General features: G+C 41.5%; 13 protein-coding genes and 1 pseudogene. 6 read left to right on the plus strand and 8 right to left on the minus strand.

The window, feature by feature from the left end; all coding sequences use genetic code 11:
* Positions 1-369: pseudogene (locus HWQ37_RS31775) on the plus strand (ISNCY family transposase); the annotation flags it as partial.
* A 318-nt stretch (positions 370-687) separates the two neighbouring features.
* Positions 688-1,092, plus strand: a complete 405-nt coding sequence (locus tag HWQ37_RS31780; protein WP_292754872.1) for a hypothetical protein — start codon at positions 688-690, stop codon at positions 1,090-1,092.
* A gap of 106 nt (positions 1,093-1,198) precedes the next feature.
* Here HWQ37_RS31780 and HWQ37_RS31785 read toward each other — a convergent pair whose 3' ends face one another.
* A complete protein-coding gene (locus HWQ37_RS31785; RefSeq protein WP_292754874.1) occupies positions 1,199-1,501 on the minus strand; it encodes a hypothetical protein in 303 nt (100 codons plus the stop codon).
* Positions 1,502-1,722: 221 nt separating this feature from the next.
* Here HWQ37_RS31785 and HWQ37_RS31790 point away from each other — a divergent pair, with 221 nt between their 5' ends.
* From HWQ37_RS31790 to HWQ37_RS31800, 3 genes are all read left to right on the plus strand, one after another.
* Entirely contained in the window at positions 1,723-1,983 is a 261-nt protein-coding gene (locus tag HWQ37_RS31790) for a helix-turn-helix domain-containing protein (protein WP_292754877.1), read from the plus strand.
* Positions 1,970-2,092, plus strand: coding sequence for a hypothetical protein (locus HWQ37_RS31795; protein ID WP_292754880.1), 123 nt, complete (start codon positions 1,970-1,972; stop codon positions 2,090-2,092). Before HWQ37_RS31790 ends, HWQ37_RS31795 begins: the two co-directional genes overlap by 14 nt.
* Before the next feature lie 120 nt (positions 2,093-2,212).
* On the plus strand, positions 2,213-5,752 hold the full coding sequence (locus HWQ37_RS31800) for a CHAT domain-containing protein (protein ID WP_292754883.1): 3,540 nt from the start codon (positions 2,213-2,215) through the stop codon (positions 5,750-5,752).
* Here the strand turns inward: HWQ37_RS31800 and HWQ37_RS31805 are convergent.
* A complete protein-coding gene (locus HWQ37_RS31805) occupies positions 5,749-6,129 on the minus strand; it encodes a hypothetical protein (RefSeq protein ID WP_292754884.1) in 381 nt (126 codons plus the stop codon). The two genes, HWQ37_RS31800 and HWQ37_RS31805, sit on opposite strands and share 4 nt — an antisense overlap.
* A gap of 51 nt (positions 6,130-6,180) precedes the next feature.
* Between HWQ37_RS31805 and HWQ37_RS31810 the strand changes: the two genes are divergently transcribed.
* Positions 6,181-6,312 carry a hypothetical protein gene (locus HWQ37_RS31810; protein WP_292754886.1) on the plus strand — a complete coding sequence of 44 codons (132 nt, stop codon included), beginning with the start codon at positions 6,181-6,183 and terminating at the stop codon, positions 6,310-6,312.
* A gap of 39 nt (positions 6,313-6,351) precedes the next feature.
* On the opposite strand, the gene hsdR is transcribed toward HWQ37_RS31810, so the two are convergent.
* The 6 genes from hsdR to HWQ37_RS31840 form a co-directional block, all read right to left on the minus strand.
* Complete coding sequence (hsdR, locus tag HWQ37_RS31815; protein ID WP_292754888.1) at positions 6,352-8,706, minus strand: EcoAI/FtnUII family type I restriction enzme subunit R; 2,355 nt, start codon at positions 8,704-8,706, stop codon at positions 6,352-6,354.
* A gap of 232 nt (positions 8,707-8,938) precedes the next feature.
* Positions 8,939-9,994 (minus strand): ATP-binding protein, encoded by a 1,056-nt coding sequence (locus HWQ37_RS31820; protein ID WP_292754890.1) that lies wholly within the window; start codon positions 9,992-9,994, stop codon positions 8,939-8,941.
* 138 nt (positions 9,995-10,132) lie between these two features.
* Positions 10,133-10,357: an ATP-binding protein gene (locus tag HWQ37_RS31825; protein WP_292754891.1), complete on the minus strand. Its 225-nt coding sequence runs from the start codon at positions 10,355-10,357 to the stop codon at positions 10,133-10,135.
* Complete coding sequence (locus HWQ37_RS31830) at positions 10,354-11,595, minus strand: restriction endonuclease subunit S (protein ID WP_292754893.1); 1,242 nt, start codon at positions 11,593-11,595, stop codon at positions 10,354-10,356. Before HWQ37_RS31830 ends, HWQ37_RS31825 begins: the two co-directional genes overlap by 4 nt.
* Positions 11,592-13,106, minus strand: coding sequence for a class I SAM-dependent DNA methyltransferase (locus HWQ37_RS31835; RefSeq protein ID WP_292754895.1), 1,515 nt, complete (start codon positions 13,104-13,106; stop codon positions 11,592-11,594). The genes HWQ37_RS31830 and HWQ37_RS31835 overlap by 4 nt, the downstream gene beginning before the upstream one ends.
* 264 nt (positions 13,107-13,370) lie before the next feature.
* Positions 13,371-13,544 (minus strand): hypothetical protein, encoded by a 174-nt coding sequence (locus tag HWQ37_RS31840; RefSeq protein WP_292754898.1) that lies wholly within the window; start codon positions 13,542-13,544, stop codon positions 13,371-13,373.
* Between the last annotated feature and the right edge of the window lie 59 nt (positions 13,545-13,603).

Consider the following 13,603-nt stretch of genomic DNA (forward strand, 5'->3'; position numbering starts at 1 on the left):
ACTCAAGTCTCGAAGTTAATTGGTGTGAAGTAACTGTTATTAATGAGAAAACACAAAAAACTATCTACCAAAATAATTGGATAACCAATCATAAAATTACTGAAAATAATGTTGAAGAAATTGTCAAAGCTGGACGTAGCAGATGGAAAGTTGAGAACGAAGGTAATAACGTTCTAAAAAATCACGGTTATAATTTAGAACATAACTTTGGTCATGGTGAAAATCATTTATGCGAGTTCTTGTTGTCTTTAAATTTGCTATCTTTTTTATTTCATACTGTTTTAGATTTAGTTAATTACACCTATCAAAAAATTCGTGATTTATTAGTAACTCGGACTTCTTTATTTAATGATATTCGTACTCTATTAAAATTTTTATGGTTTAAAGATTGGTCAGATTTCTTCTCATTTATTCTCAGGGAATATGTCCCATTCAAAAAAGTAAATTCTAGTTGAAAAATGTCAACATATTGAAAGAGGAGGAGAAAGTTATTTATCAATAAAAACTACAAAGTTGGTTAGAATTTCAACTGGATTTAAGAGTTGAAATCGATTTTTAATGGACAGATTTTTAAAAACCTGTCTACCTCTGCTGTTGGATGATAATTATTTGTCAAAAAATGATGGTTCGACACAAGTTCTCTATTTAAACAAGAGAATTTTATCTGATTTTTTTTCAAAATGAGAATTGCTGGTATATTGGCGCAGCCCAGATGGTGAAGCAGAGGAATGGATGCCAGCAAAGTGGCTGAGAAAAATTTTAGGGGTCGTTGACTTACACCAAGGACAATTTTTGAATGCTGCTGGTGAAGTTTTAGCTTTTACCCTAAAACAACCTGGCGAAAGTTGGGAGAAGTATCAGTGCCATCTTCTTGTTGCTCGTCGTGATGTAGTTATTGATGCCTTAACTGCAAGAAATTTAACTTTGGCTTCGGGAATTCAGATATATCGTCAACCATCCTATCCACTAATTGCCCTATCCAATGAAAAAAGAATGTATCGAGACTGGTGTGCAACTGTGTTTTATACAAGTGATGGCTTGAAAACTACTAATTCTAAAGATTTGATTCGTCGTTGGGGAGAAGATGCTTAAAACTGGCGAATCTTGAACGTTAGAAATGCGATCGCACTGCCACTCATAAATAAAAAAGAGACCGGTACGAACCACGTCTCTAGGCGATGGGAAAATTTTTTAAGGGTTATACTACATCTGCAACCAGCAAGCCATTAACAGCTATGATGATTAACTGTGCTTGCAAAGGAGTATCAAAACAGGGTCTTTCATCTCTATTACAGGGCTGCGCTATCCATTTACCCTCCAGATTTTGATAAAAAGTACCTAACAATTGTGAACCGTTCCAAACTCGATAAAGTTCTCCAAAATCATCGTTTATGGAATCAATTTCTATTTCTGGGGGTGCTGGGTCTGTTAGTTGGTCAACGTAGCCCTCAAACTCTGATTGAGCCAAGGCTTGGTTATCAAATTCTTCTTGTACAATCATCTAAGTAACCTCATCAATGGGGTTTTACAAAAGGCGATCGCAGTCTCTTCCCGGAGTGGCGATCGCTTTTGTTTTGTCTATAAATTAATCTACGTGACGCGTAGTTATACGTCAAGCGTAGATTTATAAAACTTAGAATGTTATAAATCTACTTGTACTTTTAGATACTGACAAGTAGAGAAATCTACATCTAACAGCTACTAAACTGGGGATGTAGTGATATGCCTATGGATAAAGTGATTCGCTGGAAATTAAATGAAGTGATGGCGCGAAAGCGAGTGAGGAACAAGGATTTAGCTGAGGCGTTAGGAATTACTGAAAATTCTGTATACAGGCTGCGTAAGGTTGACGAAATGCCACGATTAGCCCCAGAAAGGTTAAACGGCATTTGTAAGGCATTGGATTGTCAACCTGGGGAGCTTTTGGAATATTTACCCAATGATGACGATGGCAAGGTAGTTTCTAGCGTTGAAGTGGCGTGATTTTAGGGTGTTGGGATTTGAGCGATCGCACTCATCAACAATTAGCGATGCCTACGGCGGGCTACGCCAACGCATCCTGCTGTTAAGTGAAATTGCCACTGGGCAATAGGGGGATTATCGCTCGTCCTCAAAAACGCAACATCAGTGATGAAATTCTCCACTTTTCTGGAATTTAGAGCGTTAATGTTGAATTATTCTCATGATCTAGTTGCGTTTCACACCCTTACCCATGAACGAACAGCGTCAGCAAGCTTATCTCAACCTTATTCGCAGCCTGTTAGATTCCCCTAGTGGTGAAGAATCAGAGATTTTAGCAGCAAACCAAGAGTTACTTGATGCTGGCTTTGTGCAGAAGGTAGAAGAAGTAGCACAGATGTTTTCCCAACACGGAGATGAGAAGACAGCGAATTGGTTGCAAAGTTTGGCAATGCAACTACGGGAAGCGTTGAATCTAGATAACAAAATAGATTTGCAATCTCTCAGTGAGGAGGAGAGACAAGCATATTTACAATTCTTGATGGAGGTACTACAAGCAACCGCAAACAGTAACGGTGATTCCCAGGTAGTTTACCCCTTGCTGGCAAATAATATAGACAAACTTGACAAAGTGTTAGCAGAAATATTGCGCCGTTGGGGGACAAATAGACTTGGGGAAGCCCAAGCAGATGAAGCGAAATATTTAGCAGCAGTTATTGTCACATTCAGCAATCTAATTCAGCAATTCCCCTTGGGTAGCAAAGCCAGCAATATGGAAATTGCCATTACTGGCTATGAAGTCGCGTTGACAGTCTACACTAGAGAAGCTTTGCCTCAAGATTGGGCAATGACGCAAACTAATCTCGCAAATGCCTACAGGGAGAGAATTAAAGGAGACAAGGCAGATAACATCGAAAATGCGATCGCTGCTTCTACTGCTGCTTTAACTGTCTACACTCCTGAAGCTTTGCGTTTTGAATGGGCAATGACGCAAAATAATCTCGCTCTTGCCTACTGGGAGAGAATTAAAGGAGACAAGGCAGATAACATCGAAAATGCGATCGCTGCTTATAATGCTGCTTTAATTGTCAGAACTCCTGAAGCTTTGCCTTTTGAATGGGCAACAATACAAAATAATCTCGCTCTTGCCTACAGGGAGAGAATTAAAGGAGACAGGGCAGATAACATCGAAAATGCGATCGCTGCTTCTACTGCTGCTTTAACTATCTACACCAGAGAAGCTTTGCCTCAACAATGGGCAACAATACAAAATAATCTCGCTCTTGCCTACAGGGAGAGAATTAAAGGAGACAGGGCAGATAACATCGAAAATGCGATCGCTGCTTCTACTGCTGCTTTAACTATCTACACCAGAGAAGCTTTGCCTCAACAATGGGCAACAATACAAAATAATCTCGCTCTTGCCTACAGGGAGAGAATTAAAGGAGACAGGGCAGATAACATCGAAAATGCGATTGCTGCTTCTACTGCTGCTTTAACTGTCTACACTCCTGAAGCTTTGCCTTTTGAATGGGCAATGACGCAAAATAATCTCGCAAATGCTTACAGGGAGACAATTAAAGGAGACAAGGCAGAGAACATCGAAAATGCGATTGCTGCTTATAATGCTGCTTTAACTGTCTACACTCCTGAAGCTTTGCCTTTTGAATGGGCACAGACGCAAAATAATCTCGCTGCTGCCTATAGCAATAGAATTAAAGGAGACAAGGCAGAGAACATCGAAAATGCGATTGCTGCCTCTACTGCTGCTTTAACTGTCTACACTTCTGAAGCTTTGCCTTTTGAATGGGCAATGACGCAAAATAATCTCGCTGCTGCCTACAGCGATGGAATTAAAGGAGACAGGGCAGATAACATCGAACAGGCGATCGCTGCTTATACTGCTGCTTTAAGTGTCTACACCAGGGAAGCTTTGCCTCAATATTGGGCAATGACGCAAAATAATCTTGCTATTGCCTACAGAGATAGAATTAAAGGAGACAGGGCAGATAACATTGAACAGGCGATCGCTGCTTATACTGCTGCTTTAAGTATCTACACCAGGGAAGCTTTGCCTCAAAACCATGCAGAATCTTTGTTTGGACTCGGAATTGCTTACCAAAACGCAAACAAGTTTGACTTAGCATACAATAATTTTGAGTCTGCCATTGCTGGTATAGAATCTTTACGAGAAGAAATAGTATCTGGAGAAGAAAGCAAACGCAAACAAGCGGAATACTTTAACAGCGTTTATAGCCGCATGGTAGAAGTTTGCAGGAAATTAAATAAGATTACCGAAGCAATTGAATATGTGGAACGTAGTAAAACCCGCAATTTAGTTGAACAAATCCTTGAACGTGACTCTAAAACCATCTTCCCTCTCGAAGTAGTAACTCAACTAGAAACATACAGGGATGAAATAGCCACAGGACAATATCAAATCCAAAATGGCAAAGCTGAAAATCCCCAAGCCCTAGCACAACATCTGCAACAGTTGCGACAACAGCGTAATGAATTACAAAACCAATACTTAAGAGTTGGTTATGGTTTCAAATTTGGCTCCTTCCAAGGTTCTGTGGATGAGCATACAGCCATTATTGAGTGGTATATTCTGAACGACAAAATGCTGGCTTTTATTATCACAAAAACAAGAGAGGTAACAGTTTGGCAATCTCAACCAGAAGACCGAGAAGCTTTGAGGAATTGGATAAATCAATATTTACAAAACTACTATAATCAAAAAGACCAATGGCTTAAGAGCTTAGGAGAATCACTCAAAGAATTAGCCTCAATTCTGCACATAGATGAAATATTAAACCAGATACCAAAGCACTGCAATCAACTCATCCTAATTCCCCATCGGTTCCTGCATTTATTCCCCCTTCATGCACTCCCAGTCAATCACAATGCTGAAAATTCGCGTTGTCTTCTAGATTTATTTCCTAATGGTGTGAGTTATGCACCCAGTTGTCAACTACTGCAACAGGTACAACAGCGTAAACGTCCTGATTTTCAATCCTTGTTTGCGATTCAAAATCCCACAGGTGATTTAAACTATACAGATTTAGAAGTACAAGTTATTCAAAGCTACTTTAATACTGCTAATGTCCTGAAAAAAACAGCAGCGACACTCACAGCAATTAATAATTCTGACTTAAATACTTACCACTGCGCCCACTTTAGCTGTCACGGTTATTTTAACTTCACAAACACCGATAAATCAGCCCTAATTTTGGCAGATGCACCCATCGCAGACACCCTAACAAAACCCGACTCCGAACGTTATCTGAATGTGCGAGCAGGGGAAACCCACGATTTAGACAAATGTCTTACCCTAGATAAAATCTTCAGTCTCAAATTAGAAAAATGTCGCCTCGTCACCCTTTCAGCCTGCGAAACTGGATTGATTGATTTTGACAATACCAGTGATGAATATATTGGTTTACCTAGCGGTTTTCTGTTAGCAGGAAGTAAAGCTGTAGTCAGTAGTCTGTGGAGTGTTGACGATTTATCTACAGCGTTTTTGATGATGAAATTTTATGAAAACCTGCAAAAAATAAATAGTGTCTCCTTAGCACTTAATCAAGCACAACAGTGGTTGCGAAATTTAACTACAGAGGAATTTGAAGCACTATTAATTAAATATCAGCCACAAATAGAAGAAATTTTTGCTCAACTCCCAGAAGAAAAGCGTCCAGTTGCAAGAGCGATATTAAAAAGAACCTGCAAGCGTAAACCTCACCCTTTTGCAGCAGCATTTTACTGGGCAGGATTTACAGCTACAGGGCTTTAGGGTTCAGGTTTGGCAGCTTCACAAAACTGCTTTACGCCGATTTTGGCAACATAAATTACTACTGGAGTTGCCAGAGCTATGGGAATATTACCACTTGCTGCTAAGGTGGCGATCGCAGCTGTCAATACTCCCGTCATCAAGTCGTCAAATTCTTCCTGACAGATGATTTTGCTGAGTTTTTGTGCTAATTTCTCTAAATAATTTGAATCTCCCCTTAAGCTGACTTCTGCTTCGGTTGTCTCAACAGCAATTAACTGTGCTGCTGCTTCCAGATTTCCCTGACACTCTTCTATAGCATCCAAAGCTGCTAAAGCCTCTGAATTATCTGCCAACTGGCTGCGAAACTGACTAAGTTCCTCTGGTGTAACGGTAATCATTTAAGAGCTTTAACCAGTAAATATACAAAATACTCAGCAATTATACATTTAATGCCGAATCTAGAGTTATGGCGATGTCTACGGCGGGCTAAACCTACGCACTCACAGCATCCATCTCCCACAGCACGGAGATGGCGAGAAGCGATCGCTATTTTTAGCTATGGTTATGTAGCTTTGAGTTAATCGGCTAACTGGGGTGCTTAATTTTAGCTATCTACCTAATTAAGCTGCTCTGTCCTGAGAATATAAATACTGCTGAAACCCGATAAATACTTGACTGATAGTTGCAACGCTTCCTAGTTCTTCAACAGCATCACGAACAGTATGATATTTCAACTCTAACAGTTGAGGTAATTTAGTGCGATCGAGTTCCCCCACCCCAGCTTTGATGTATTGTTCGAGTATAAAGTCGAGAAATTCTTGCTGTTTGCCGATATAGCGCGAGAAAATTAATGATTTGTGAGCGAGGACACGCTCTCGGCGGCTTATAGGTGCTGAGGCATAGGCGATATAACCCAGTACATCATATAAATCGCTTTTCTCAGCATCAATCAGGCGACTAATTTCTGTGAGTTGTTCTTCTCCGTAGCCCTTCTCTGCCAGTCCTTCTAATAAAGCTCTACGGGTGTCAGGGCGACTCCAAATTGCTCTTAATTCGTCTTCATCTGTGAATAGTTCGGGAATTTCACCAAAGAGACGTTGCACAAATTCTGCGGCGCTCATAGGTTTACCGTCTGGACTCCAGAAGCTGGTGGATATTCGGTGCTGGAGAGTTCGTTCTTTACCATCGGCGAGTTTGATTTTGATGGTTTTGGGGTTGGGAACTTCTGCAATTTCGTTTCTATTTTTGCCTCTATTTATACCACCATCTGTTATAGAGTCGTTGTATGCGCCTGATTTCTCTCCCCCTCTGGCAATTTTGACGAGAACAGGTTCCTGGGGTTCGCCATCCCATTCAGGATCTTTGAAGTGTTCATAAGCTTTGACGAAATCATAAATGGTGAAGTAGTCTTTCCCATCAAATAGGCGAGTACCGCGACCAATAATTTGCTTAAATTCAATGATCCAGTTGATGGAGCGCATCAGCACAATGTTACGAACATTCCGGGCATCAACCCCAGTGGAAAGCTTTTGGGAGGTGGTGAGAATGGTGGGGATAGTTTTCTCGTTGTCTTGAAAGTTGCTGAGGTGCTGTTCTCCCAGTTTCCCATCATCGGCGGTGACGCGGACACAGTAATTAGGGTCACTGCTAATCTTCATTTGGTTGATTAAATCCCGCACAGCTAGAGCGTGGAGTTGGTTGGCGCAAAACACCAGAGTTTTTTGATTCTGGTCGATTTCTTCCATGAACAACTGCACCCGGTAGCGTTCGCGATCGCTAATTTCAATGATGCGGTTGAAGTCAGCTTCAGTGTAGGTTCTGGCTTCGTCTACTGCACCTTCAATCAGTTCATCTTCAGTGCTGTAAATATATTCATCTAGGTTAGTTTCGATTTGCCTGACTTTAAAGGGAGTAAGAAACCCGTCGTTGATGCCGTCTTTGAGCGCGTAGGTATAGACTGGCTCGCCGAAGTAGGCGTAGGTGTCTGCGTTATATTTTCGTTTAGGAGTGGCGGTGAGTCCCAGTTGTACTGCTGGGGAGAAGTATTCTAAAATGCCCCGCCAGGTGCTTTCGTCACTGGCTCCGCCTCGGTGACATTCATCAATGATAATAAAGTCAAAGAAGTCGGGGGGATAGTCGCTGAATTTGGGCGTAGGATTGCCAGTGTCGTCCCGTCCAGTCATAAAAGTCTGGAAAATCGTAAAAAAGATACTGCCATTTTTGGGGACTCGACCTCGTTTTTTGATAGCTTCGGGGTCGATGCGGACGAGGGCATCATCAGGGAAAGCAGAGAAAGAATTATAGGCTTGGTTGGCTAAGATATTGCGATCGCTTAAAAACAGAATTCGCGGACGACGGGTGGGTTGTCGGCTGAGATTCCAACGGCTTTGAAAGAGTTTCCAGGCGAGTTGGAAGGCGATGAAAGTTTTACCTGTGCCTGTTGCCATCGTTAACAAAATCCGGTCTTGTCCTTGGCAGATTGCTTCTAGGACGTGCTTAATGGCATTGTGTTGATAATAACGGGCTTCCCATGTGCCGCTTTTGTCTTCAAAGGGGATGGCAGCAAAGCGATCGCGCCACTCATTATCTTCGCTAAAGGTGGCTTCCCAAAGTTGCTCCGGGGTGGGATATTGGTTGATGTAGCCTTCTGCCCCTGTGTGCATATCTACTTGGTAGATTCCGATGCCATTTGTGGAGTAGGCGAATCGAGTCTGCAATTTTTCGGCGTATTTTTTGGCTTGCCCTAAACCTTCGGTATCTCGTAAGTCGCGTTTTTTCGCTTCGATGACGGCGAGTTTTTCACCACGATAAACCAGGACATAATCGGCGATGTCTGATTGAGCGCGTTTACCATTGCCAACTAAGCGACCAGGGGCAATAACTTCGCGGCGGATGCGACTACCTTCAATAACTCCCCAGCCTGCGGTTTTTAGTGCGGGGTCAATTAGTTCGGCACGGGTTTCGGCTTCGTTCATCTTTGTTGGGGCTGCGGTTTGCGTTAAAGCACTTTTTTCGAGATTTTATAAGGGTTTCAGACTTTTGGGGTTGACTATATCGGTTTGCGTTAAAGCACTTTTTTCGAGATTTTATAGGGGTTTCAGACTTTTGGGGTTGACTATATCGGTTTGCGTTAAAGCACTTTTTTCGAGATTTTATAGGGGTTTCAGACTTTTGGGGTTGACTATATCGGTTTGCGTTAAAGCACTTTCACGCCCAAAAAGGAAGGTAGGAAGCATAGCGAGTAGAGGTCGATTCAGATTCATCCATTTTGATAAATCCATCTTCTTTGGTAGCCTTGATTACTAGCGAAATGGTTGCCGCTCCTGACTCGCTCAAACCAAAACGCTCTCTCAGTGTCTGGTTAGACATTCGCCGATTATTAATATATAGTAAGCAACAATGTTGGTAACAAGCCCGAATGCGATCTGATTTTCTCATGTTGGCGAAGTTTTGATGAGCGAATAATATTGCTGTGGTACGAATCTCACCCACCCGAAAATCTGGTGCTGGTAGTTGAAACACTTCTGCTAAATTTACAACTTTATCAATGCCACTGCCTTTTTCTTCACATATACCGAAAAGTCGCATTAGGTTGGCAAGTTGTTCGTTACGGGAGCGATTTTCATCAATAAATCGCTCTACCTTAATGGGTGGGATGCCGGGATTAGATATTTCAATGCGATCGCTATACATCTCGATCATCACTGAAGTACCTGTTGTTAGAAAATCTTGATGCACCAAAGCATTAGCAATAAGTTCTCTTAAAGCCTGTTCTGGAAACATCTTTACTTCTTCCCGCACAACTTCCTCGATAAAGCGATTTTGAGGTGCTGCTGAGTAGACGAAATCCACTAATCCGTTAAAGCCAACAGCATATCCTCGGATGCCTGTCGTGTCATTACGAGTTTTTAGCTTATTGATACCTTCGTAGATTACGACACGGGGAGCTTTACGAGCCAATGCAGGGGAAAAGGCATCCAGTTTTTTTGCCAACAGGATCGCAGCTAGGTTTGTGATTGTCCAACCATGTGCTGTTGGTTTAATTAACTGTTGGCTCTGCAATCTTTCTAGGACAGCATCGCGGGTAGTTGGATAGGGAATTTTTAGCAGTTCAAAGTATGATTGAGTATCTAAAAGGGCAATTACGTCGTCAGGACTGGCATCAGAGCGAGCAGCTTGGCAAAACCAATCTTGTTGGTCTTCTGCAAAAATTTTCTTGAGTACATCTGGTGTCATCGGACGTAAATCTTCACCAGATCGCATCAAGTATGCACCATCAAATGTATATGCTTGTCCTACAGGACGAGGTGGTATTTCAAAGACTAATACTCGACCATTGGGATGGGCTAATTCTGTTACGTCTACGCGGAATCTAAGTTTTTCTACAATACGGGATTTAATTTAATTCAGGGAAGTCTGTGATGGAAAAGCTTGGGAACCTACAACTTGACGTGGTGGCTTATTGGTTACGCCGAAAACTAGATATCCACCTCCTTCATTGGCTAATGCTATACAATACTTGAGTAAGTCAACTTTATTAAATTGCTGCTTGGCTTCTTTAAATTCAAGGTTTTCAGTTTCAGCAGGTGCATTCAGCCATTTTTCAAGGGTTTCTAGGGTAATCATGCTGCAATTTCCTCCTTAGCAGCTTTCGGGGTGTCTGCGGTGAGTTCGCCTGTGAATGCTTTTTGCAGGATGGATTGTTTGAGTTCTTTGAGTGCAGCGATTTTTTGATGGTAGATGGATTCGAGACGACCAATTTTTTCGGATAAGGCATCGAGTTCAGTGACAATTATTTCCTGTTGTTCTTTAGGTATTTTAGGAACAGAGAAACGCCGGAGTCCACTCAGAGAAACTGTTTTCTGTGCAGTACCCGTAGCACATTCATCAGCTTGAGTCAAAAGATAACGTGATAAAAGTATGTAATACAAACATTTTAAATTTGTTTCAGCGTTTGGTCTTATCAATCCAATATGTCGCTGAAAGCAAAAATCAATATCATGATCAACTATAACTGGAATTCCATACGAACCAGTAACTGTATAGAGCAAGTCACCTTTACGCGGTTTTCTATTGCTTTTTAGCTTTTCAAAATATTCAGGTGGAACCTTAAATGTATTAGAGAAATCAACTTTCCGATTTTGTTTATCTATGTTCGATATTGTAATAAATGGAATGCCAGATTGTGATTTAGGCGGAGGTTGATGATCTCCATCAGTAATATCCGTCGTTATCTCAGATAAACTGACCCATTCCCACCTGTTATTTTTCTGGGTGAAGATGGCGTTTAGATAGCTTTCAAATAGTTCGCGGGAGTTGGAGAGGTTCTTTTCGGCGTTGGCGATCGCTCTATCAATCCCCTCAAACGCCTCATCCAAAATCGCCACAATCCGCTTTTGTTCTGGAAGTGGTGGTTTTGGTATTTTATGTCTCTTGAGTTTTTCTATTGGAAGAGCTTGATAAGCTGATCCGTGAGAAATACCATTTAGTTGATCAATAAAAGCCATTAATGAATATTTAAGGAAATAAGAATCTATATCTCTGAAATCCTTAAGCCATAATACATTTCCATCTTTAAAGTAAAAATTTGTGTTATCTACTACATATATTTCGCCTATTGTACCAATTGCAGTAATTAGTAAATCACCTATTTCAGGAGTGCCAAATTTTCTCTTTATCTCATCAAACCTATTTTGAGATATATATAACTCTGTCGATATTGTTCTTCCATTTGCTAATTCTTTAATTTCTTTAGTTCTATAGAAGGGAACTCCTGTATCAACATATTCACTTTTAAATATACGCTTGCTAGAAGTAATTTTTCCTAGTTTTTCTAGGGCAACCATTTCCCATATTATTTTCATAATATTTCCCCAATACCCGCCAAAATTTCTGCACTCTCCGCATCCAAAGCCCCAATCTCATCCAAAATGTCCTGCGGTTCTCGTAACAGCGATTCCTCAGCTTTATTTGGATTCTTCACCGATAAATCAAACGATTCCCGATCCAAATCAGCAATATCCACCAGCCAAGACTTTTCTGTTTCCGCAAACCTAGCCTGTAACTCCACAAACTCGCGTAAATCCTCATCATTCAGGGAATTGGTTTTACCCATATTCCGCCCCGGATCGAGTTGGTAATACCAAATTTTCTGAGTAGCCATTCCCTGATTTAAAGGTTTTCCCTGAGAAAATAAAGGCGTTCCCTGAACGGAGTCAAAGGGTTTTCCTTTCTCAAAAAACAGCACCACCGTTTTCACCCCCGCCCCGATAAAAGTCCCACTCGGACAATCCAAAATGGTGTGCAGATTGCAACTACTCAAAAGCTCTTGACGCAACGCCCGCGAAGCATTATCCGAATTTGACAGGAATGTATTTTTGATTACCACCGCCGCCCTACCGCCCATCTTCAGGATTTTGATGAAATGCTGCAAAAACAGAAACGCCGTTTCCCCAGTTTTAATCGGGAAATTCTGCTGTACTTCCTTGCGTTCCTTCCCCCCAAATGGCGGATTAGCCAAGATTATATCAAAGCGATTCTTGTCCTGAATATCAGTGAGATTTTCCGTCAGCGTGTTGGTGTGGATAATATTCGGCGCATCAATGCCATGCAAAATCATATTCATGATCGCAATCACATACGCCAAACTTTTCTTTTCTTTACCCGTAAACGTATGTTTTTGCAGTATCTCAAGCTCTTTTGTTGTCAGCTTACCCCGACGTAAATAGTCGTAACTCTCACACAAAAACCCCGCCGAACCGCAAGCACCATCATAAATGCGATCGCCAATCTTCGGCTTCACCACCTGAATCATTGCCCTAATCAACGGACGCGGCGTGTAATATTCCCCACCATTACGCCCTGCATTACCCATATTTTTGATTTTGGCTTCATAGAGATGCGATAGCTCGTGTTTCTCCTGTTGCGATCGAAACCGTAGCTCATCAATATATTCCAGCGCATCCCGCAAGCTGTAGCCGCTTTGAAACCTATTTTTAATCTCGCTAAAAATTTCCCCAATCTTGTATTCGATTGTATCTGGACTAGTAGCCCGTTGCTTGAAACTCTGTAAATATGGGAATAACTTGCGGTTGACATAATCAATCAAATCATCGCCAATCAGCGCATTATCATGATCCAATGTACCATCCGCTTTTTTCGGTGCTGCCCAAGATGACCAGCGATGCGCCTCATCAATAATAAATTCGTATGGCTTGCCAGCCAGTTCCGCCTCTAGCGCCCTTTCCTGCTCCAAATCATCCAAATACTTCAGAAACAGCAGCCAAGAGGTTTGCTCCGTGTAATCTAACTCTGTAGTACAACCCGCCTCTTTCCAGAGAACATCATCAATATTTTTAAAAGTTTGCTCGAACATTTAGCTTTACTGTGGGATTTTTAATATTAATAGCTTGGCTCATAATTTTGCACCTACAAGGTGAAATGAGCGCGTGATTCAGTGCTATGGCACGGTCAAAAACATTACATAGTTAATGCAATCTAAAACTCCTAAGCCTAGATTAAACTTATCGACTGATGTAGGTGTAAACCTCGCTTTATCACAAAGGCTGACAAACCAGTAATCAAGAAAAACTTACGGTATAGATTATACAAGCACTACAGTATTTTTGACCATAACCCTTTAACTCCCCTGTGACTCTCCACCAGGAGGGGAATCTTTTTTTTTCAACCAATCTCTAATCGCCTCCTCCAAAGCCGCAGTCTGGGTCAATTCCAGACGCGCACAGGCAATTTCAAAAGCGATTTTTAAGTCTTTAGGGAGTCTCCCCCGAACTTCTCTAGTTTCTTCTGCCATCCTAATTTGAAGCCAAAGCTTGCGGCTTTCATTTTTGCACAGCCTCTCAGCAAAAAAAC

The sequence above is a fragment of the Nostoc sp. NMS4 genome (assembly GCF_017115095.1).
Lineage (GTDB): Bacteria > Cyanobacteriota > Cyanobacteriia > Cyanobacteriales > Nostocaceae > Nostoc.

Coding starts and splice junctions, on each gene's coding strand:
- HWQ37_RS31785 (WP_292754874.1), bottom strand. CDS start 1,501: ATGATTGTACAAGAAGAATTTGATAACCAAGCCTTGGCTCAATCAGAG.
- HWQ37_RS31790 (WP_292754877.1), top strand. CDS start 1,723: ATGCCTATGGATAAAGTGATTCGCTGGAAATTAAATGAAGTGATGGCG.
- HWQ37_RS31800 (WP_292754883.1), top strand. CDS start 2,213: ATGAACGAACAGCGTCAGCAAGCTTATCTCAACCTTATTCGCAGCCTG.
- HWQ37_RS31805 (WP_292754884.1), bottom strand. CDS start 6,129: ATGATTACCGTTACACCAGAGGAACTTAGTCAGTTTCGCAGCCAGTTG.
- HWQ37_RS31810 (WP_292754886.1), top strand. CDS start 6,181: ATGCCGAATCTAGAGTTATGGCGATGTCTACGGCGGGCTAAACCTACG.
- hsdR (WP_292754888.1), bottom strand. CDS start 8,706: ATGAACGAAGCCGAAACCCGTGCCGAACTAATTGACCCCGCACTAAAA.
- HWQ37_RS31820 (WP_292754890.1), bottom strand. CDS start 9,994: ATGCGATCTGGTGAAGATTTACGTCCGATGACACCAGATGTACTCAAG.
- HWQ37_RS31825 (WP_292754891.1), bottom strand. CDS start 10,357: ATGATTACCCTAGAAACCCTTGAAAAATGGCTGAATGCACCTGCTGAA.
- HWQ37_RS31830 (WP_292754893.1), bottom strand. CDS start 11,595: ATGAAAATAATATGGGAAATGGTTGCCCTAGAAAAACTAGGAAAAATT.
- HWQ37_RS31835 (WP_292754895.1), bottom strand. CDS start 13,106: ATGTTCGAGCAAACTTTTAAAAATATTGATGATGTTCTCTGGAAAGAG.
- HWQ37_RS31840 (WP_292754898.1), bottom strand. CDS start 13,544: ATGGCAGAAGAAACTAGAGAAGTTCGGGGGAGACTCCCTAAAGACTTA.